The sequence below is a fragment of the Candidatus Accumulibacter sp. ACC005 genome (assembly GCF_907163215.1).
Lineage (GTDB): Bacteria > Pseudomonadota > Gammaproteobacteria > Burkholderiales > Rhodocyclaceae > Accumulibacter > Accumulibacter regalis.
In genome coordinates, this window is record NZ_CAJQUB010000011.1 from 237,701 (window position 1) to 256,724 (window position 19,024).

At 64.0% G+C, this 19,024-nt stretch carries 18 protein-coding genes, 1 other RNA gene and 1 riboswitch; of the genes, 5 read left to right on the forward strand and 14 right to left on the reverse strand.

The features are described 5' to 3' along the window. Positions 1-5: 5 nt before the first annotated feature. The 4 genes from QZ613_RS13380 to QZ613_RS13395 form a co-directional block, all read right to left on the reverse strand. Positions 6-254 (reverse strand): chaperone NapD, encoded by a 249-nt coding sequence (locus tag QZ613_RS13380; protein ID WP_043566621.1) that lies wholly within the window; start codon positions 252-254, stop codon positions 6-8. Positions 255-603: 349 nt separating this feature from the next. After that, positions 604-786, reverse strand: a non-coding RNA gene (gene ssrS, locus QZ613_RS13385) — 6S RNA. A gap of 22 nt (positions 787-808) precedes the next feature. Then, positions 809-1,141, reverse strand: a complete 333-nt coding sequence (locus tag QZ613_RS13390; protein ID WP_043566622.1) for a cell division protein ZapA — start codon at positions 1,139-1,141, stop codon at positions 809-811. 13 nt (positions 1,142-1,154) lie between these two features. Further along, a complete protein-coding gene (locus QZ613_RS13395) occupies positions 1,155-1,355 on the reverse strand; it encodes a hypothetical protein (protein WP_291982842.1) in 201 nt (66 codons plus the stop codon). 157 nt (positions 1,356-1,512) lie between these two features. Beyond that, a riboswitch (cobalamin riboswitch) is annotated at positions 1,513-1,722 on the forward strand. A gap of 129 nt (positions 1,723-1,851) precedes the next feature. Here QZ613_RS13395 and QZ613_RS13400 point away from each other — a divergent pair. The 3 genes from QZ613_RS13400 to QZ613_RS13410 are packed head-to-tail and all read left to right on the forward strand — an operon-like array spanning position 1,852 to position 5,505. Beyond that, entirely contained in the window at positions 1,852-3,726 is a 1,875-nt protein-coding gene (locus QZ613_RS13400; protein ID WP_291982844.1) for a TonB-dependent receptor, read from the forward strand. Positions 3,727-3,734: 8 nt separating this feature from the next. Continuing rightward, entirely contained in the window at positions 3,735-4,724 is a 990-nt protein-coding gene (locus tag QZ613_RS13405; RefSeq protein ID WP_043566626.1) for an iron ABC transporter permease, read from the forward strand. A gap of 1 nt (position 4,725) precedes the next feature. After that, the gene (locus QZ613_RS13410; RefSeq protein WP_043566629.1) at positions 4,726-5,505 is read left to right on the forward strand and encodes an ABC transporter ATP-binding protein; all 780 of its coding nucleotides are present in this window, start codon (positions 4,726-4,728) and stop codon (positions 5,503-5,505) included. A gap of 19 nt (positions 5,506-5,524) precedes the next feature. Here QZ613_RS13410 and QZ613_RS13415 read toward each other — a convergent pair whose 3' ends face one another. The 6 genes from QZ613_RS13415 to QZ613_RS13440 form a co-directional block, all read right to left on the reverse strand. Continuing rightward, positions 5,525-7,279 carry a GGDEF domain-containing protein gene (locus QZ613_RS13415; protein ID WP_043566632.1) on the reverse strand — a complete coding sequence of 585 codons (1,755 nt, stop codon included), beginning with the start codon at positions 7,277-7,279 and terminating at the stop codon, positions 5,525-5,527. 237 nt (positions 7,280-7,516) lie between these two features. After that, positions 7,517-7,939 (reverse strand): hemerythrin family protein, encoded by a 423-nt coding sequence (locus QZ613_RS13420; RefSeq protein WP_291867589.1) that lies wholly within the window; start codon positions 7,937-7,939, stop codon positions 7,517-7,519. 39 nt (positions 7,940-7,978) lie between these two features. Further along, positions 7,979-9,931 (reverse strand): ATP-binding cassette domain-containing protein, encoded by a 1,953-nt coding sequence (locus QZ613_RS13425; protein ID WP_043566634.1) that lies wholly within the window; start codon positions 9,929-9,931, stop codon positions 7,979-7,981. Between the two features lie 91 nt (positions 9,932-10,022). Then, positions 10,023-10,895, reverse strand: coding sequence for a formyltetrahydrofolate deformylase (purU, locus tag QZ613_RS13430; RefSeq protein ID WP_043566637.1), 873 nt, complete (start codon positions 10,893-10,895; stop codon positions 10,023-10,025). 12 nt (positions 10,896-10,907) lie between these two features. After that, entirely contained in the window at positions 10,908-11,525 is a 618-nt protein-coding gene (thrH, locus tag QZ613_RS13435; RefSeq protein ID WP_043566640.1) for a bifunctional phosphoserine phosphatase/homoserine phosphotransferase ThrH, read from the reverse strand. Between the two features lie 141 nt (positions 11,526-11,666). After that, positions 11,667-13,550, reverse strand: coding sequence for a 7TM diverse intracellular signaling domain-containing protein (locus QZ613_RS13440; RefSeq protein ID WP_291867585.1), 1,884 nt, complete (start codon positions 13,548-13,550; stop codon positions 11,667-11,669). Between the two features lie 140 nt (positions 13,551-13,690). On the opposite strand from QZ613_RS13440, the gene QZ613_RS13445 reads away from it, so the two are divergent. Continuing rightward, a complete protein-coding gene (locus QZ613_RS13445) occupies positions 13,691-14,302 on the forward strand; it encodes a hypothetical protein (protein ID WP_291867582.1) in 612 nt (203 codons plus the stop codon). A gap of 88 nt (positions 14,303-14,390) precedes the next feature. Here QZ613_RS13445 and QZ613_RS13450 read toward each other — a convergent pair whose 3' ends face one another. From QZ613_RS13450 to gloA, 4 genes are all read right to left on the reverse strand, one after another. After that, positions 14,391-16,013: an ABC-F family ATPase gene (locus tag QZ613_RS13450; protein WP_043566645.1), complete on the reverse strand. Its 1,623-nt coding sequence runs from the start codon at positions 16,011-16,013 to the stop codon at positions 14,391-14,393. 180 nt (positions 16,014-16,193) lie between these two features. Then, entirely contained in the window at positions 16,194-16,814 is a 621-nt protein-coding gene (locus tag QZ613_RS13455) for a LysE family translocator (RefSeq protein ID WP_043566648.1), read from the reverse strand. A gap of 38 nt (positions 16,815-16,852) precedes the next feature. Beyond that, positions 16,853-17,365 (reverse strand): HD domain-containing protein, encoded by a 513-nt coding sequence (locus QZ613_RS13460; protein WP_291982846.1) that lies wholly within the window; start codon positions 17,363-17,365, stop codon positions 16,853-16,855. A 184-nt stretch (positions 17,366-17,549) separates the two neighbouring features. Next, positions 17,550-17,936 (reverse strand): lactoylglutathione lyase, encoded by a 387-nt coding sequence (gloA, locus tag QZ613_RS13465; protein WP_043562824.1) that lies wholly within the window; start codon positions 17,934-17,936, stop codon positions 17,550-17,552. 384 nt (positions 17,937-18,320) lie between these two features. On the opposite strand from gloA, the gene QZ613_RS13470 reads away from it, so the two are divergent. Next, the gene (locus QZ613_RS13470) at positions 18,321-18,986 is read left to right on the forward strand and encodes an OmpA family protein (RefSeq protein ID WP_291982848.1); all 666 of its coding nucleotides are present in this window, start codon (positions 18,321-18,323) and stop codon (positions 18,984-18,986) included. Positions 18,987-19,024: the final 38 nt, after the last annotated feature.

The window sequence follows — 19,024 nt, forward strand, 5'->3', positions numbered from 1 at the left end:
TCATCTCATACTTCCTCATCAGGATCGGGTTCAAACTGGCTGTAGACCAATGATGCGGAGAGCACGCCTGGCTGCTGGCTGATGGTGGTGAACATGTCCGCCGCAGCGCGGTCGCTGTCCGCTTCGATGGTCACGATGAGTTGGCCATCCTTGCTCGCTGCATGGACTTCAACGCCGCCCAGGAGCAGCAGACCGTCCTGCACCCGCTGCTGTACTTCGGGGCGGGCATTGACCAGCAGACTGGAAATATTCATCAGATCGAGGCTCCCCTGTTGGCAAGCTGACTTGTCGTGTCGCCACTGCGGCCGGACACTGAATCAGACAGCGTGCACCAGGGAGGTACTCTAAGCGCGCGATGCGGTCATTTGCTTGATGCAGGTCAAGCGCACAGGGAATCTCGCTGGTGCTGGCTGCTGGTGGTGAGCGCCAGCGCTGGAGGCGTCGGTGGGTCGTTTGCCGCGGGCGGGCGGGACGAGTGCGACAGAACGGCGAGCCATCGGGGCCGCTGCTTCACAGCAGCGCCCGCGCGCCGGGAGACGACGCACCGGACGAGGCGAGTCGACGCAAAAAAAGCGCGGGACCGAAGGTTCCGCGCTTTTTAATTTTGTCCCCGCAAGTGCCGTCAGGCCGGCATCCTGAACCTGGGTTCAGATAGGTCACATCCCTTCCGCATCAGGTATGCCCGACTTGAGGGGCACACACAACAGCGGTTTCTATGGTCTGCAACCAATGCCAATTTGCATTGGTTCAAGGAATCTATGACCTTAACAAACACCGCAGGGAACTCTCTCGGAGTCTTCGGAACCACTCACTCGGGCTTTAAAACCGCTTCAAGTTCCGTCTCCATGTGGGAAATTCTACGCCTAAAGGCGTCGCTGTCCAGCGTTATTTCAGATTCAATTTTCTGATCTTTTGCCGGCGCGTCCTGATTTGCGCAGAGGTGCTCGTGGGCAATGTTCAGCGCTGCCATGACCGCGATGCGCTCGGCGAGATTGCTCTTGGTCTTCTCGGCGATGTCGCGCATCTTGCCGTCGACGTAGGCTGCGGCGTTGAGCAGTGCGGCACGCTCCTCGGGCGGGCAGGCGACACGGTACTCCTTGCCAAGCAGCGTGATATCCAGAAAATTGGTTTCGTTGGGCATCGGGAAAGAATTCTCAGGCTTTGGCTTCGGGGAGTTGCAGGGCAAGTTGCTCAAGTCGGGTGGACGCAGCGCCCATGCGCTCGGCGAGGCGTTGTCTGTCCCCTTCGGCGACAGCGAGCTGCGCGCGGAGCTGGTCATTCTCGGCGCGCAGGCGTTGACAGAGCGCGACCACCTGGCCAATCTTGCTCTCGAGCGTGTCTAGTTCATTCAGCATGGCCAGACTATAGAATCAAGAGCTATCCTCGGTCAAGGCGCGCAGCTTGCTTCCTGGCGGCGCCTTGCTCTCTGACCGCTGCGCGCGCTTTCTGCGGCATGGGCGGTCTGTGCGCTGTCGGGCGCGCTATAATCCGCGCTTTCGTCGGCCTTGGTCGGCGAAGGACATCGTGCAAGGTGCCGCAACGGAGATTCTCCGCAGCGGTTAAACGGGAAGCAGGTGCGTGTTCTTCAGAACACCAGGCCTGAGCTGCCCCCGCAACGGTAAGTGAGTGCGGGTGTGTCGAAATGCCACTGGGCGAGAGCCTGGGAAGGCGACACATCAAGACTCGCGAGCCCGGATACCGGCCTTCGCACACATTTGACGGAAGTGCCGCGGGGAAGCGGACACGAAACGCTCGGCCGTGCCGCCCGCCTCGTCGTTTTCTCCCTCGTGCATTTGATATTTGTTTGCTCGCCGGTTCGCGGGGACGCTCGCCGGAAGCAGGGAGAAACCCATGATGAATCAAAGGACGCCGCGCGCAGGTTCTGCCGCGGCATTGGCCACGCTATGCGGGGCGCTTTTTCCGATCGCGGCCAACGCCGCCGACCAGCAGCTCGATCCGATCGTTGTCACCGCGACCCGACAGGCAACGCGCGCCAACGAGTTGACCAGCGACGTGTCGGTCATCACCCGTGAAGAAATCGATCAGGCCGGCCAATCCACACTCGAGCAGCTGCTGTCGCGCCAACCCGGCGTTCAGTACACCGCCAACGGCGGCCCGGGCACGAACAGCGGCGTGTTCATCCGCGGCGCGAGCAGCAATCAGTCGATCGTTCTGATCGACGGGCAGCGAATCAGCTCGGCGACGACCGGAAGTGCCGCGCTGGCGCGTATCCCGCTGGACCAGATCGATCGCATCGAGATCCTGCGCGGTCCGGCCTCGTCGCTGTACGGTGCCGACGCGATTGGCGGTGTCATTCAGATCTTCACGCGCAAGGGCGAGGGCCCGGCGCGACTCAACGCGAGTACGGGGTATGGCACCTACGGAACCACCGACACCACCGTCGGCATTTCGGGCGGGACCGATCTGGTTTCCTACAGTGTCCAGGCGGGGTATCTGGACACAGGCAGTTTCAACGCCATTCACGACAAGGCCAACATCTACTACAACCCGGACGACGACGGCTATCGCAACAGCAATCTGAGTGCGAACTTCTCCGTGCGTCCGGCGGCCGGTCAGGAAATTGGCGTCAACCTGCTGGCCAGCGACGGTACCAACCGCTATGACTCGAACGACTTCGGTGCTCGCGGTGCCGGGCAGAACTTCACCGCCGATCAGTTGGTGGAATCGTATTCGCTGTACTCGCGTAACCGCATCAACCAGGCGTGGACGAGCACGCTGCGGGTCGGCACCAGTACCGATGCCAGCAAGGGTTACGCCGGCAATGTCAGGGAGTACACGATACGGACCGACGCGGATCTGGCGTCGTGGCAGAACGATATCGTGCTGCCCGTCGGGGAAGCGCTGCTGGCCGCCGAATACACCAAACAAAAGGTCTCCGGCAGTACCGACTACACCGTGAGCGAACGCACGATTCGCTCGTTGCTGGGCGGCTGGAACGCCAATATCGAGAAGCACCGCTTGCAGTTCAACCTGCGTCGTGACGACAATTCCCAGTTCGGCGCTGAAACGACCGGTTCCGCTTCCTACGGTTATCAGTTCGCTCCCGACTGGCGAGGGCACGTGTCCTATGGCACGGCGTTTCGCGCGCCGACGTTCAACGAACTGTATTTCCCGGCCGGCAATTTCTTTTCCGGGGGCAATCCCGACCTGAAGCCGGAGCAGGCGAAGAACATCGAGCTGGGGGCCAATTGGGAGCGCGGCGATCATCGTGCCTCGCTCGTCGTGTACAACAACGACGTCACCGACCTGATCGAGTTCCGGCCACCGACCTACGCGCCGGTCAACGTCAGCAAGGCCTTGCTGCGCGGCGCGACATTGACCTACGACGGCCGTTTTTCGGAATGGGGGGTGGGCGTCGTCGTCGATTTGCTCGATCCGCGCAATGACGAAGACGGACCCAACAACGGCAATCGACTGGCCCGCCGCTCCGACCAGCAGATGAGCAGCTACATCAGTCGAAAGCTCGGCGACTGGGACCTGCGCGGCGAGTGGCAGCTGGTCGGCAATCGTTACGATGACCCGGCCAATACCAAGCTCCTCGGTGGCTACGGGCTGGTCAACCTCTATGCGGACTACCGCCTGCAGCGCGACTGGACGCTGTTTGCCCGGGCCAACAACATCTTCGACAAGTACTACGAGACAATCGACAACTACGCCACCGCCGGGGCGAACGTCTTCGTCGGTGTCCGTTACGCGCCGAAGTAGGACGCTGCGTGCCCACCCGCCGCCGTGCCTTGCTGATTCTCGCAGCCCTCGCCGGGCTGTCGCAGCTGAGCATTGTCCTGGCGCTGATGGTGGGCAGCATCGCGATTGGTCCGCTCGATGTCCTGGCGACGCTGCTTGACGGCAATGGTGGCGTCGCCGGCGAGGTGGTACGCAGCCTGCGCCTGCCGCGCGCCTTGACCGGTTTCGCCTGCGGTGGCTTGCTGGCACTGGCCGGAGCCCTGCTGCAGGTGCTGTTGCGCAACCCGCTCGCCGATCCGTATGTGCTGGGCATTTCGGGTGGGGCGGGTATTGGCGCGCTGCTGGCCATCGTCCTCGGACTCGGCGTTGCCGGGGTCAACGGGCTGGCTTTCGCGGGTGCCCTCGGCGCCATGCTGCTGGTTTTCGGCCTGGCCCATGGCGAGGGCGGCTGGACGCACTCACGGCTGTTGCTGACCGGGGTGATCGTTGCCGCCGGCTGCGGCGCCGTGGTCACCCTGATGTTGGCCATGGCCCCCGACGATCGCTTGCGGGGAATGCTGTTCTGGTTGATGGGCGACCTCTCGCAGACCGGCGACCCACAACTGGTGCTGATTCTGCTCGCCACGGTGCTCCTTGTGTCGCTGCCGTTTGCCCGCGAACTCAATCTCCTGGCACGTGGCGCTGACGTCGCGCAGGCGCTCGGTGTTGCCGTCCGCCCCTTGCGCCGTGGCGTCTATCTGGTCGCCTCGCTGGCCACTGCCGCGGCGGTCACCCATGCCGGGGCGATCGGTTTCATCGGCCTGATCGTGCCGCACCTCGTCCGTCTGGCGACCGGCAACGACCAGCGCCTGTTGTTGCCGGCCTCGGTGCTCGCCGGCGGTAGCCTGCTGGTGATCGCCGACACCCTGGCACGGACCATTCTGGCGCCGCAGCAACTGCCCGTCGGCGTGCTCACGGCGCTGATCGGCGTGCCCGTTTTTCTCTTCCTGCTGACGCGCGGCGCGGCCGGGCGCGGCTGAGATGGATCACCCGCAGCCTGTGCTGTTCGCCCGTGGCCTTCGCGTCGGCATCGCTGGCCGCACTTTCTGCCGCGATCTGGCGCTGAGCGTACGACCGGGTGAGTCGCTGGCCATTCTCGGCCGCAACGGTGCCGGGAAGTCGACCCTGCTCTCGGTGCTGGCCGGTTTGCGCGCGCCGGATGCGGGCGAGGTCTGCCTCGCCGGGAGCAGCTACGCCCAACTCGGCGCGCGGCGTAGCGCCCGCATTCGGGGCTGGTTGCCGCAGAGCCGCAGCGAGGCGTTCTCCTCGACGGTCCTCGAAACGGCACTGATCGGACGCCATCCCCATCTCGATCGCTGGGATTGGGAGTCCGACGCCGATGCCCGAAAAGCCCGTCAGGCGCTGGCCGCGGTCGGTCTGGCCGAACTCGCGCAACGCGACGTGCAGACGCTTTCCGGTGGCGAGCGGCAAAGGCTGGCCATTGCCACCTTGCTGACGCAGGCGCCGCAGCTCTACCTGCTCGACGAGCCGCTCGCGCACCTTGATCTGAACCACCAGATCGCCACCCTCGAGCTGTTTGCCGCCCTCAATCGCGACCAGCAGATGGCCAGCGTAATGGTTCTCCACGAACCCGGGCTGGCGGCGCGGTTCTGCTCGCGGGCGCTACTGCTCTTCGACGACGGCACGACGCTGCAGGGAAGCAGCGACGAGGTGATTAGCAGCGATTCCTTGAGCCGGCTGTACGGCTATCCGCTGCGTGAAGTGGGTGTTGGCGAGCTGCGCTGGTTCATGCCCGCGTAGCGCGACTACCGGCAGGCCCTCAGGTGCTCGGCGTCGACGGTCCGTCGCGATCGCTCTGCAGGGCTTGTTTGCGCCGGTACATGTCGGCGTCGGAGTATTGCACCAGCGATTCGACATCCTGTCCGTCGTCGGGGTACATGGCCAGGCCGATCGAGGCGCCGGTGTTGGCGTCCGACGCGGCCGGATCGATCGACAACAATGGCGTGCCGAGCAACTGCTCGATGTTGGTGCGCGCGCTCTCGGCGTCGTGCCGGTTGTTGACCGCGTCGAGCATGACCACGAACTCGTCGCCGGCGTAGCGTGCAACCAGATCGCGGCTGCGCAGTCCGGTAAGCATGCGCTGCGCCATTTCCTGCAGCACCTTGTCGCCGACGTCGTGGCCGAAGCTGTCGTTGATGTTCTTGAAATCGTTGAGGTCGATGAAAAGAATGGCGAAAGGGCGCGGGTCAGAGAGTTCGCGTTGCTGCGCCAGGCGCTCATCGACGCGGCGCAGGAAGGCTTCGCGGTTGGCCAGCCCGGTCAAGCGGTCGCTGAGAAGCTTGCTCTGCATGCTCCTGAAGCTTTTCGCCAGGTCGCCGATCTCGTCGCTGCGCGTGACGTCGAAGGCCGCGTTCAGGTCACCGTTGCCGACCTTGCGGGCGGCCACGGCGAGCTGCTTGAGGTCGCGGGCGACGACCGAGAGGACCATGAAGCCGATCAAGATCGTCATCAGCGAGGCCAGCAGGGCCAGAGCCACCGTGCGCTTGAAGTTCTCGGTCACCCCAAACAGGAAATCGCTGCGTGGTACCGCGACGACGATGATCCAGTCCAGTCCGGCGGCGTCCTGGATGCGCGCATAAGCGGCCTCGACTGCCTCGCCGTCGGCGCTTTCAAACACCGCCGTTTGCGGGTGCGGGGCTCCCGCGGAAGGGTGCAGCAGCTTGCGGATCTCGCGATAACTGGCGGCGACCAGTGAATCGTCGCTATCCTGCACCTTGAGTCGCACCTTGTCTCCGGCGGCGTCCTTGCGCAGGTGCGGGCCGCGTGAGGTACCGATCAGCTGGCCGTCGGTTTCGACAACGTAAGCGATGCCGTTGGCGCTCAGGCGCAACGAGTGCAGAAAATCGTTGACTCCCTGCAGCGACAGGTCGGTAGCGACGACGCCCTGAAACTCCCCCTGAGCGTTGTTGACTCGCCTGGCGCGGGTGGCGACCAGTTCCTCGGTCTTGAAGTCAATGTACACCGAGGTCCAGGTATGTGCCGTCGAACTCTCGCCGGACTTGAACCACGGGCGTTCGCGGGGCTCGAAGATGCGCGTTTCGCGAACGGGATCGGTCAGTTCGCCAGCAATCCCGGAAAAGCGATAGATCGTCCGCGGGCCGTCGCCGACGGTTCGCAGGCGCAACTCGGCGTCGTTTTCCGAATGCCGCCAGAGTCCGAAAAAGCGCCCGCTACGATCGCCGTAGTAGGCGTAATTGTTGGGGTCGCGATGCACCGAGGTCGCCAGCCAGAAGCGAGTGCGCAGGTTGTCGAGGTCGTCGTTGATGTCTTCCGGCGCGGCCACGCCGGCGGGAAACGCCGTTTCGAGCACCGCGCTGGCACCGAAGACGTGCCGCTCGGCGGCCTGGGCGATGCGGTACACCATCTCCGACAGCAGCTGATTGGACAGGGTGTCTACGGCGACCCGCCCTGCAGAGTACGACAGGCCGCCGATGGCGGCAGCCAGCACCAGCACCAGCACCACGTACGGCAGGGTGAGCATCTGCCGCAGGGAAAGGATTTGCAGGAACTTCATGGACTCTCGCGCTGAGCGACTCGGTGAAAAGCGCGCCAGAAAAGCCGTTGCGCTGCGCCGCGCTTCATCGTTAACAGTGGCTCCGGCTGTAAGGGGCTGCGCGCCTGAGCACTGGCTAGAGCGAATGCTAGGCGATGGCCGCGCGGACCCGCGTGACGGATGTCACGGCGGTTGGCAGCGCCGGTCGTCAAGCGCTTTCCTGGCGGCGCGAGGGAAACCCGTAGCGAGCGCTCGTCGTCAAGAGGTTGGCATTGGCCTTGGCGTGGCAGCCGCTTTGACGCTCGGCACGTAGTCGAAGTCGGCGACCAGGATGTGGTTGTAGAACCAGCCGTTGATGAGGAATTTGACCTCGTCGGCAATCTCGTCGAGGGTCATCTGCTTGGCGTTCTCGAGCAGCTTGAACAGCATGCGCCGGAATTCCGTGTGCAGCTGCCGATGCGCCTCGAGGCCCGGGTATTGGCAAGCGGCCATCATTTGCTCTTCTTCGCGCAAATGGACCTTGACGTACTCGGTGAGCATGGCCAGCGATTTCAGCACGCGGATCTGGTCACCATCGCCACTGAAGGTTGCTGCAAGGTCGAACAATTGCCGATGCTGCGCATCGATGTTGGGCAAGCCGACCAGAATCTTCGGCGACCACTCCACCAACTCATAGTTCATTTGCCGCTCCATTTGCTCCGTAGGGGTGGGCCAGGCGTGTCACGAAATTGCCGTCTGGCGGGCCGAATCGATTTGCTCGGAGAGCGTCAGCCAGCGCTCTTCGAGTTTTGCCAGTTCCTCGGCGATCTCGCTCATTCGTCCTCCCAGGGTCGCCAGATCAGCGGCGGCCAGCGGGTTCGACAAGCGGCTCTCCAGAGAGTGCTGTTCTTTTTGCAGATCGAGTAGCGCCTGTTCGACCCGACCCTGGTCGCGAGCCAGTCCCTTCAGCTTGCCGGGGGCTTTCCGGGCGGCCGCGGCGACGACCGATTCTGCCGGTTTGAGCGGTTCTTTGGCGCTCTTCAGTGACGCCTTGAGACTGTCCCGGTTGCGCTTGGCCTCGTCGAGAAGGTAGCGCTGGTAGTCATCGAGATCGCCGGTAAAGTCGGCCACCCCACCGCGGCTGACCAGCCAGAACTCGTCACAAACGGAGCGCAGGAGCGAGCGGTCGTGACTGACCAGCATCACCGTTCCCTCGAATTCGTTGAGCGCAATCGACAGGGCTTCGCGGGTGGCGAGGTCGAGGTGGTTGGTCGGTTCGTCGAGCAGCAGCAGGTTGGGGCGTTGCCAGACGATCATGCACAGCACCAGGCGAGCTTTCTCGCCGCCGCTCATGGTGCCGACCGCCTGCTTGACCATGTCGCCACTGAAATTGAAGGTGCCGAGGAAGCTGCGCAGGTCCTGCTCGCGGCCGCTCTGCCCGTTGGCCAGACCTTCCTTGGCCATGCGGACCATATGTTCCAGCGGGGTTTCGTCCGGACGCAGGACGTCCAGTTCCTGCTGCGCGAAGTAGCCGATGTGCAGGCCTTTTCCTTCGCTGATCGTGCCGCTGATACATCCGAGGACGCGGGCAATGGTTTTCACCAGCGTCGACTTTCCCTGTCCGTTGGCGCCGAGGATGCCGATGCGCTGGCCGGCCAATACCGAACGCGTGACCTGGCGGACGATCACCGTCGCCGGCGTGCCGGCGGCGGCCTCGGCCGGCGCCGGGTAGCCGAAGCTGGCATTGTCCATGATCAGCATCGGGTTGGGCAGGTTGGCGGCTTCCTTGAACTCGAAGCTGAACTCGGCGTTGGCCAGCACCGGCGCCAGACGTTCGATTCTTTCCAGCGCCTTGACCCGGCTCTGCGCCTGCTTGGCCTTGGTGGCCTTGGCTTTGAAGCGGCTGATGAAGCTCTGCAGATGGGCAATCCTGTCCTGTTGCTTGGCGTAGGCGTTCTGCTGCAGTTCGAGTTGCTGGGCGCGGGTTTCCTCGAAGACGCTGTAATTGCCGCCGTAACGTGTCAACTGCTCGTTGTCCAGATGCAGGGTGACGGTCGAGATCGCGTCGAGGAACTCGCGGTCGTGACTGATCACCAGCATCGTGCCTTCGTAGCGCTTGAGCCAGGTTTCCAGCCACACCAGCGCATCGAGGTCGAGGTGGTTGGTCGGTTCGTCGAGCAGCAGAAGGTCGGACGGACACATCAGCGCCCGCGCCAGCTGCAGCCGCATCCGCCAGCCCCCGGAAAAGCTGTCGACCGGATTGTTCAGTTCGGTGGTCTTGAAGCCGAGACCAAGAATCAGCGACTGCGCGCGCGCCTGCGCATCGTGTGCGCCGGCGTCGTGCAGCGCCATGTAGGCGTGCGCCAGCTCTTCGCCGTCGCCGCTCGCTTCGGCCAGGCGGACTTCCTCCTCGGCGGCGAGCAGGGCCGTGTCGCCGCTGATGACGAAGTCGGTTGCACTCTGCGAGGTTTCCGGCATTTCCTGCAGGACCTGCGCGAGGCGCCACTGTGCCGGCCGGAAGAACTCGCCGGCGTCTTCGTGCAGGCTGCCGTCGAGCAGCGCGAAGAGCGTCGATTTGCCGGCGCCGTTGCGGCCGATCAGGCCGACTCTCTCGCCGGTGTTGATGGTTACCGAGGTGTTATCAAGCAACACCCTGGCGCCGCGGCGCAGGGTTACGCCCTTGAGGGTGATCATGCGGCAGGAAACTCCAAGTGGTTGTCCGGCAGCCTTGGTCGTGCCGAGACTGCGGGGCGGTCGGGATGGTCGGGATGTGAGCGGGCAGCGGTCAGCGGAATATCACCGTCTTGTTGGCGTGCAGGAGCACGCGATCCTCGAGGTGATAGCGCAGCCCGCGTGCCAGTACCGCCTTTTCGATATCCTTGCCGTAGCGCACCATGTCTTCGACGGAGTCCGAATGATCGATGCGGATCACGTCCTGCTCGATGATCGGTCCCTGGTCGAGTTCGCGGGTGACGTAATGGCAGGTCGCGCCGATCAGCTTGACGCCGCGCTGGAAAGCCTGATGGTAGGGCCGGGCGCCGACGAAACTGGGCAGAAATGAATGGTGGATGTTGATCATCTGTCCCGGGTAACGGGCGCACATCTCCGGCGGAAGAATTTGCATGTAACGGGCCAGGACCATGGTGTCGCCCCTGACCTCGTCGTAGATGCGACAGATTTCGGCGTGCGCGCCAATCTTGTTGTCGGCGCTGATCGGCACGTGGTGGAAAGGGATGCCGTGCCACTCGACGAAGGCCTTGAAGGTATCGTGATTTGAGATCACGCACGGGATCTCGATATCGAGCTCTTTCGACTGCCAGCGTGCCAGCAGGTCGTAAAGGCAGTGCTCCTGTTTGCTGACCATCAGCACGACGCGTCGCTTGACGGCCGAGTCACTGATCTTCCACTCCATTGACAGCTCTGCCGCCAGTGGCGCGAAGCGTTCGCGGAACTCGGCCAGATGAAAGGGCAGCGAATCGGCCTTTACCTGCATGCGCATGAAGTAGCGACTGCCATGGCCATCGTTGCCGTCGTCGGCGTGATAGCTCGATTCGAGAATCCAGCCGTTGTGCTGGGCGATGAAGCCCGAGATGCGGGAAATGATGCCGACCTGGTCGGGGCAGGATCCGGAAAGCGTGTAGAAACGTCTTGTCTGCATGCGGTGGCGATCCTAGGCTGCCGCGCGCGCGGCGAAGGCCTTGTCGATTTCGGCGCGCAGATCTGCGAAGGTCCGGGTGACCGGATACTGCGGGAATTCCTCGATCACTTTCTCGGGCGGGCGAAAGAGAATCCCGGCGTGCGCCTCTCCGAGCATCGCCGTGTCGTTGTACGAATCGCCGGCGGCGACGACCGAGAACCTGAGTTCCTTCAGGCGTTGCACGGCCTCGCGTTTCTGGTCGGGCATGCGCAGGCGGTAGTGCACCAGCTTGCCATCGGCGTCGGCCTCCAGGCTGTGGCAGAACAGCGTCGGCCAGCCGAGCTGGCGCATCAGCGGGTGCGCAAATTCGTAGAAGGTATCCGAGAGGATGATCAGCTGGTAGGTCTCGCGCAGCCCGTCTACGAAAGCACGCGCCCCCTCGAGCGGTCCCATCTCGGCGATGACTTTCTGGATATCCGGCAGGCCGAGCTTGTTCTCGGCCAGGATGGCCAGTCGATAGCTCATCAGTTTGTCATAGTTGGGCTCGTCGCGCGTGGTGCGGCGCAGCTCTGGAATACCGGTGCGAGCGGCGAATTCGATCCAGATTTCGGGGACGAGTACGCCTTCGAGGTCAAGGCAGACGATTTGCACGGCAGGCTCCCGGTGGGTAGATTTTGGCAAAAAACCGGGATTCTACCAAATCCGCCCTGGCAGGTATGCAGCGCGGCAGCGCTCCGACAGTCCCGCCAGTGATGCGCGCCGCCACCGCCGGCGGGTGATCGTCGCTGGTGCTCACTCTCCGTTTTGCTTCTGATCGGGAGCTGACCCGACGGTCGCCGACGCCAGGCAACACTGTCCGCGGCCGCCTTCCTTGGCCAGGTACATGGCGCGGTCGGCAGCCAGCAGCAGGGAGTCGAGGTCGTCGGAGTCCAGCGGCCACAAGGCCACACCGACGCTAGCGCCGACCTGCACCACTTGCGTGTCAACCGTCGCCGGGCGGCTCAGCGTGACGATGAGCTTGGCGCCGATCGCCAGCGCCTGTTCTTCGTCGAGCACGCCTTCGACGACGACGACGAACTCGTCGCCGCCGAGGCGGGCGACCGTGTCCGAGACGCGCACGCATTCCTGCAGGCGTGCGGCAATGGTCTCGAGGAGTTGGTCGCCGATGGCGTGCCCGTGGGTGTCGTTGACCAACTTGAAACCGTCAAGATCGACCATCAGCAGCGCGAACATGTCGCCGCTGCGTTTGCCGCGGGCGATGATCCGCCGCAATTCGTCGTAAAGCAGGGCGCGGTTGGCCAGTCCGGTCAATGGGTCGTGGTGCGCCAGCTTGCGCAGCTCGGCTTCGCTGTGGCGCAGGCGTTCGTTGCTTTCGGCCAGCTCGAGGGTGCGCTGCATGACGCGCTGTTCGAGGAGTTTTTCCGACTGCCGCAAGGTCTCGACGGCGTTCTCTCTGGCGCTCAGGGTTTCCGCCTGCGCCGCTGCCAGCGCACGGCGCGCGCTGTTGATGCGGTCGGCGAGGGCGAAGGAAAGCAACAGAATCTCGAGCGCCGAGCCGATTTGCAGGGCGAAGACGGTCAGGAGATTGGTCGGTAACCAGTTCAGTGCGCGCAGGGCGGTCAGGGCCGCGCCGAGGAGTAGCAGACTCCATGCGGCCAGGAACAGGCGCGCGCCCGCTTGATGGCGGACGGCACACAGTGTGGCCGTGGCAACCGCGGTCGCCGCGAACGCTGCACCGAGGAGGGCAGTGGCCATTCCTGCCGGGCGGTAGCCATAAAAGACGGCCGTCGCGGCGGCCAGAACGAAGCCGGCCTGCAGCAGGGCCAGCAGGCGGTCGAAGCGCGGGCTCGCCTTCCGGGTTTCGAGAAAGAGGCGCGTGAATAGGGCACCAAAGAAGCCGGTGGAGCAGAAGCCTAGCGGGATGGCAAGGTCTCCCCACGCCGGCCAGTCGGGCCACAGGAACTGGTTGCCCAGCCCAAGCATCGACAACTGCGCGACGGCGATGGAGGCGACGACGCCGACGTAGGCCAGATAGGCGGCTTCGCGGAGCGAGAAGTAGAGCAGCAGGTTGTACAGACCGAGTGCCAGCAACATCCCGAAGTAGGTGGCCATGATGCTGTAGACGCGTTGATCGCTGGCGTGCAGGGCGGCCGGGGACCATAGTGTCAGAGGGATGGTGACGCTGCCGCTGGAAGCGACGCGCAGGTACAGTTGCTGCTCGCTACCGGGGGCCAGTTCGAGCGGGAAGACGAGATTGCGGTGCACGAATGGCCGGCTTGAAAAAGGCGCCTGGTCGCCGGCGTGTTGGCGTACCACCGTGGCGCCGTGGCGGACAAAGACCGTCACGGAGTCGAGCGAGGGATAGCCGACCTCGAGTAGCCATCGCGTCGCGGCCCCGAGTTCGGGCGCCAGCGTCAGGCGCAGCCAGTAGGTCGTCGGCGAATAGCCGAAATTGAGATCGCCGTCGCCAGCGTGCCGCCGGAATCGCGTTGCCGTCTCCGGACGTTCGATGTCGGTCAGTGTCAGCTCTCCGGCCGGGTCTTCGAGAACTTCGGTGAACGGGCGTAACGGCACCGAGCTGCTGAGCGCGGTGAGGCGAACCTGCGTGTCTGCACTCGCCGGGGCAAGCGCGGCAAGAATGGCCAGCAGCAGAATGATTGCCTGCAGAGCGCGCATGCATGTGCTCCGGTTACGCCCAAATATCAGGCTCGTCTGTAGTATACGCGGGTAGCCGGTCGGTCAGTCGGCGCGCCGCTGCCGTGAGGCGAGCGAGCCGGCTACCCCGGGATCCGAGGAAGGTAATGAAGGAGAACTGCATGCGTCTTACGGGCAGCCTGCTGCTTGTCTTTATATCGATCAGTGGCGGCGCCTGCGCCGACGAGCCAGCGCCAGTCCCCGTGCCACAGACGCTCGAGGAGGCGGTCGCTCAGCGCGAGCGAGCCGACGCGCTGCGCGACCAGGCCGAGGAGCGCTACCTGTTCGAGCAGAACGAGTGCTACCGGAAGGTTCTGGTCAGCGACTGCCTGGTGGCGGCCAAGAAACGCCACACCGAGGCGAGGGTCGCGGCGCGTCGACTCGACCAGCCAGCGATCGATTTCGAGCGTGCGGCGCGGCGTCAGGATCTCGAGGCGCGTGAGGCGCAGCGCGCTGCCGACAATCTCAGCCGTCAGGCCGAAGAACAGGGGCGCGCCGAACTTTACCGTGCCGAACACGCGGCGAAGCTAGCCGAGCGCGAGGCGAAATTGGCCGCCAAGGCGAAAAAAGCGGCGGAGGGGCGCCAGAAAATGGCGGCCGAACAGGCCAAGCGGCAGGCCAAGCTCGACAAGCGGGCTCGCCAGGACGCCGAAAGAGAAGCCAGGAAAGCGGCGCAAGCGGCTGCATCGGCGAGCAAGGAAGGAGGCAAGGCGTCGACCGGCGCGGTCAATTGATCGCGCAGACGGTCCTGCCGGGGAGCGGGTGCCCCGCCGATCCTTCGGCCCTGCACCGGTCCGACGCGTCGCCCTGATCGCTGCCGCTTCAGGCAAGGCCCTGGCTGTCGAGATACTCTTCGTAGGTGCCGAGGTAATTGACCAGCGTGCCGTCGAGGCGGATCTCCAGGATGCGCGTGGCCAGCGACGAGACGAATTCGCGGTCGTGGGAAACGAAGGCCAGCGTTCCCTTGAATTTCTCCAGGGCCGTGTTGAGCGATTCGATCGACTCCATGTCGAGGTGGTTGGTCGGCTCGTCCATGACCAGCACGTTCGGTTTCATGAGCATCAGTTTGCCGAAAATCATGCGTCCCTGCTCGCCACCCGAGATCACCTTCACCGCCTTGCGCACTTCGTTGCCGGAGAAGAGCAGGCGTCCGAGGGTGCCGCGGATCAGCGTCTCGAGGTCGTCTCCCTCGGCGGCGTTGGCGCGCGCGTAGCCGGCGATCCAGTCGGTCAGGTTGACCTCGCTGTCGAAATCCCTGGCGTGGTCCTGGGCGTAGTAGCCAAGGCGTGCCTTCTCGGCCCACTTGATGCTGCCGCGTTGCGGCTGCAACTCGCCCATCAGCAGCTTGAGCAGCGTTGTCTTGCCCACGCCATTCTCGCCAACGATCGCCAGCCGATCGCCGCCGTTGAGTGCCAGATTCAGTTTGTCGAAGATCTTCTGCTCGCTTCCCGGGTAGGCGAAGGTCAGGTTTTCGATTTCCACCGCCTGACGGTGGAGCTTCTCGCGCTCGTCGTATTCGAAGCGAATCCAGGGGTACTGGCGCGAGGACGGCTTGACGTCTTCCGGCTTGAGTTTTTCGATCAGCTTGACGCGCGAAGTTGCCTGCTTGGCCTTTGAGGCGTTGGCCGAAAAACGGCGCACGAAGTTCTGCAGATCGGCAATCCGCTCCTTGGCCTTGGCGTTGGCGTTCTGCTGGCGCTCGCGTGCCTGCGCCGAGGCTTCCATGAAATCGTCGTAGTTGCCCGGATAGACGGTGATCTTGCCGTAGTCCAGGTCGGCCATGTGGGTGCACACCTGGTTGAGAAAGTGACGATCGTGGGAAATGATGACCATCGTGCTGTCGCGATCGTTGATCACGTTTTCCAGCCAGCGGATGGTGGCGATGTCGAGGTTGTTGGTCGGTTCGTCGAGGAGCAGGATCTCGGGGTTGGCGAACAGCGCCTGAATCAACAGGACGCGCAGCTTCCAGCCAGGCGCGACGTCGCGCATCGGGCCAAAATGCTGCTCGGCCGGGATGCCGACGCCGAGCAGGAGCTCACCGGCACGCGCCTCGGCGGTGTAGCCGTCGTATTCGGCAAAGCGGCCTTCCAGCTCGGCCGCGTGCAGGTAGTCCTCCTCGCTCGCCTCGGGATTGGCGTAGATGGCGTCTTTTTCGACCATGCACGCCCACATTTCCTCGTGGCCCATCATCACCACGTCGATGACGCGCTGCTCTTCGAAGGCGAATTGATCCTGACGCAGGTAAGCCATGCGTTCGTGCGCGTCCTTCGAGACGTTGCCGGCAGTGGGTTCGAGTTCGCCGTCGAGAATCTTCATGAAGGTCGATTTGCCGGAGCCGTTGGCGCCGATCAGGCCATAGCGGTAGCCTTCGCCGAACTTGACCGAGACGTTTTCAAAAAGGGGCTTGACCCCAAACTGCATGGTGATGTTGTTGGCGACGAGCACTAAGAAACCTCGGGAAAATCATCGGGTTGCAAAAAGGGCGATATTGTACCTCAGGGATCGACGGCGTGCCTGCATGGCGGGTTGAATGGCGTACTGGTGCTTGTGTGACCCAGTGGCCGCGGTGTGCCCGGGCAGCACTGCGCGGGCGCCGAAAGATCCGGCCGGGCCCACCGTTCGCCGTCAGCGGTTGTTCAGCGCCAGCTTGATGCCGAAGGCGAGCAAGGCGACACCGGCCAGGCGAGTCGCCAGCCGGCGTGCGCCGGGCAGGAGCGACAGCTTGCGGGCGACGCGGTTGCCGATCAGCACCAGCCCGGCCTGGTAGAGCAGGCTGAGCAGCGTGACGTGCGCAACCATCGCCGCGAGGGTCAGCGGCGCTGCGTCAGCATGCAGGAAGAGGGGAAAGAAAGCGACGAAGAAGAGCATCACCTTCGGGTTGGTCAGACTGACCGCGAAGGCCTGGCGAAAATACCGCCAACCACTCTGGCGTGGCGCAGCTTCGACGTCGGCGCCGGCAACCGGCTGGCGCAGCAGCTGCACACCGATCCAGGCGAGATAGGCGGCGCCGAACCACTGCAGGCCCTGGAACAGCGCGGGGTGGGCGTTCATCAGCGCAGCCAGGCCAGCCAGTGCGGCAAGCATGTAGACCAGATCGCCGAGCAGCGTGCCGCCGACGGCACCCAGACCGGCGCCGACGCCACTGCGCGCCGTGGCGTTGAGGATGGCCAGCGTTCCCGGGCCTGGAATCAGCTGGAAAACGACGATCGCGGCGATAAAGCTCGCGTAGTTCTGAATCTCGAACATCTCGTTCTCTCCTGATCTTCCTTGCTCCGCATCGCCGCTCAGGCGTGATCGACGGTGCCGCTGGTCACGGCCAGCAAGACATCGAGCTCCAGCCAAAGGGCGTCGCAGAGGCCTTCGCGGTAGGCCGAGCGCCGGAAGCTCGCGTGTTCGTTGCGATAAACGGTCATCAGACCGCGCCGGTCGTCGAGGGCGCAGCTTCTGACGTTGGCCAGGCGGTCGGCGGCCTTGACCACCAACGCCAGTTCGGCGGCGCCGCTGACCTTGGCCAGGCGGGCGTAGGTCTCCGCCTTGCGCTCGGCGCGGCTGGCTCCCGACAGGTCGGTCAGCAAGCTGACGCATTCGGCGACCAGGGGCCCGAAGCGGTCGCGGATTTCGATGTCGGTGACGGCGGTGTCTTCGACCACATCGTGGAGGTAGCCGATGATCTGTGCCTGGCTGCCGTAGGGGCCGAGCAGAGCGACGACCTCGTCGAGGTGAAAGGAGTACGGCAGATCGCCGTAGCGTTGGCTGCCGTGGGCAGCCAGAGCAAAGGAGCGTGCTTCGTCAAGCATGGTTCTTTCCTTGCGGGCAGTCGTTCGGAGGACGCGGCTGGTCAGCGCTTCACCGGTCTTCCGCCAGCGGCCTCTTCAGCCCGATCCGACCAGGCCGGGGTCGCTGACGTGCTCAATGAGGATTCGCCGCAGGCGCATGACGATAGCCGGCGCGGTGGCGAAGAAGTTGGCGAAAGTCACCGCCTCAGCCTTTCTTCTGGATCAGCTCGATCTTGTAGCCATCGGGATCTTCGACAAAGGCGATCACCGTCGTTCCGTGTTTCATCGGACCCGCTTCGCGCGTCACTTTCCCGCCACGCGCCTTGATCTCCTTGCAGGCGGCGTAGGCGTCGGCGACTTCGATGGCGATGTGGCCGAAGCCATTGCCGAGTTCGTAGGCCGGCGTATCCCAGTTATGGGTCAGTTCAAGGACAGCTGCTTCCGACTCCGGGCCGAAACCGACGAAGGCCAGCGTGAAGCGCCCGCCCGGATAATCCTGGCGGCGCAGTTGCTGCATTCCCAGGACCTCGGTATAGAAAGCCAGCGAGCGGTCGAGATCGCCCACGCGCAACATGGTGTGCAGAATTCTCATGATCTTTCCTTTCCGGGTTGGGCTGGTGGCCGTCAGGCGCTGTCCTGAGTTTTGCTCCGATCGGCGTTCCAGGCGCGCGAACCTGCGCGGAAGAGCAGAGCAGGACTGGCGATGCGCGCGACTGCCGGAAAAAGATACACCAGAAGTGTGGTCTGTGGTCCACCTGGCTTCGGCGCCGGTCTGACGAGTGGTGTGCGAAGATGGCCAGGTGTCCCTCTGCAGGCCGCTACGCGCGCGGCGGTCTGCGCGGGGAGTGGCCTTGCGCCGGGATGACGATGGGCATAACGTGCTTCCCTCGGTCAAAGGATCGGGCAGTGCCAGCGTGTCGCCAAGCATTCGCGGCGATGCTCCGACACTTTTCAACACGCGACGGAGGTAATGAGCATGAAAAAGATTGTCATCTCGCTGGTAACGATGGCCCTTGCTGCAAGCGGACTGTCCGGTTGCGCCAACATGAGCGAAACGCAGCGCGATACAGGAACCGGTGCCGCCATTGGCGCAGTCGCTGGGGCGGTAATCGGTCGCGCTACGGCCGGCGGCAACAAGGGCCGTAGTACGGCCACCGGTGCCGCCATCGGTGCCGTGGCCGGTGCTGCCGGCGGTTATCTGTGGTCGCAGCGCATGCAGCAACAGAAGGCCTCGATGGAGCAGGCCACACAGGGTACCGGTGTCGCGGTGTCGCAGACTGACGACAATCGACTCAAGCTGGACATCCCGAGTGATATTTCCTTTGATGTCGGCCGATACAACATCAAGCCGAACATGAGCCCGGTGCTCGACGGCTTTGCCGCGAGTCTGAACCAGCATGCGGTGACCACCGTGACCATCGTCGGACATACCGACAGCACCGGCAGCGATGAGATCAACGACCCCTTATCCGTTAACCGTGCAGCCGCGACGCGCGACTACCTCGTCGCCCGGGGCGTGGCCGCCGGCCGCATCGCCATCGATGGCCGTGGTTCGCGGGAGCCAATCGCCGACAACGCCAGCGCTGCCGGGCGGGCGATGAACCGCCGCGTGGAAATATTCGTCGCCGAGCCCGCGCGCTGAGTAGTTCGCGGCGGTCTAGTCCAAGATCTGCTGTCGCC

Bases quoted from the DNA above. Each gene is read 5' to 3' on its own strand.
- QZ613_RS13380 (WP_043566621.1), bottom strand. From the start codon at position 254: ATGAATATTTCCAGTCTGCTGGTCAATGCCCGCCCCGAAGTACAGCAG.
- QZ613_RS13390 (WP_043566622.1), bottom strand. From the start codon at position 1,141: ATGCCCAACGAAACCAATTTTCTGGATATCACGCTGCTTGGCAAGGAG.
- QZ613_RS13395 (WP_291982842.1), bottom strand. From the start codon at position 1,355: ATGCTGAATGAACTAGACACGCTCGAGAGCAAGATTGGCCAGGTGGTC.
- QZ613_RS13400 (WP_291982844.1), top strand. From the start codon at position 1,852: ATGATGAATCAAAGGACGCCGCGCGCAGGTTCTGCCGCGGCATTGGCC.
- QZ613_RS13410 (WP_043566629.1), top strand. From the start codon at position 4,726: ATGGATCACCCGCAGCCTGTGCTGTTCGCCCGTGGCCTTCGCGTCGGC.
- QZ613_RS13415 (WP_043566632.1), bottom strand. From the start codon at position 7,279: ATGAAGTTCCTGCAAATCCTTTCCCTGCGGCAGATGCTCACCCTGCCG.
- QZ613_RS13420 (WP_291867589.1), bottom strand. From the start codon at position 7,939: ATGAACTATGAGTTGGTGGAGTGGTCGCCGAAGATTCTGGTCGGCTTG.
- QZ613_RS13425 (WP_043566634.1), bottom strand. From the start codon at position 9,931: ATGATCACCCTCAAGGGCGTAACCCTGCGCCGCGGCGCCAGGGTGTTG.
- purU (WP_043566637.1), bottom strand. From the start codon at position 10,895: ATGCAGACAAGACGTTTCTACACGCTTTCCGGATCCTGCCCCGACCAG.
- QZ613_RS13440 (WP_291867585.1), bottom strand. From the start codon at position 13,550: ATGCGCGCTCTGCAGGCAATCATTCTGCTGCTGGCCATTCTTGCCGCG.
- QZ613_RS13445 (WP_291867582.1), top strand. From the start codon at position 13,691: ATGCGTCTTACGGGCAGCCTGCTGCTTGTCTTTATATCGATCAGTGGC.
- QZ613_RS13455 (WP_043566648.1), bottom strand. From the start codon at position 16,814: ATGTTCGAGATTCAGAACTACGCGAGCTTTATCGCCGCGATCGTCGTT.
- QZ613_RS13460 (WP_291982846.1), bottom strand. From the start codon at position 17,365: ATGCTTGACGAAGCACGCTCCTTTGCTCTGGCTGCCCACGGCAGCCAA.
- gloA (WP_043562824.1), bottom strand. From the start codon at position 17,936: ATGAGAATTCTGCACACCATGTTGCGCGTGGGCGATCTCGACCGCTCG.
- QZ613_RS13470 (WP_291982848.1), top strand. From the start codon at position 18,321: ATGAAAAAGATTGTCATCTCGCTGGTAACGATGGCCCTTGCTGCAAGC.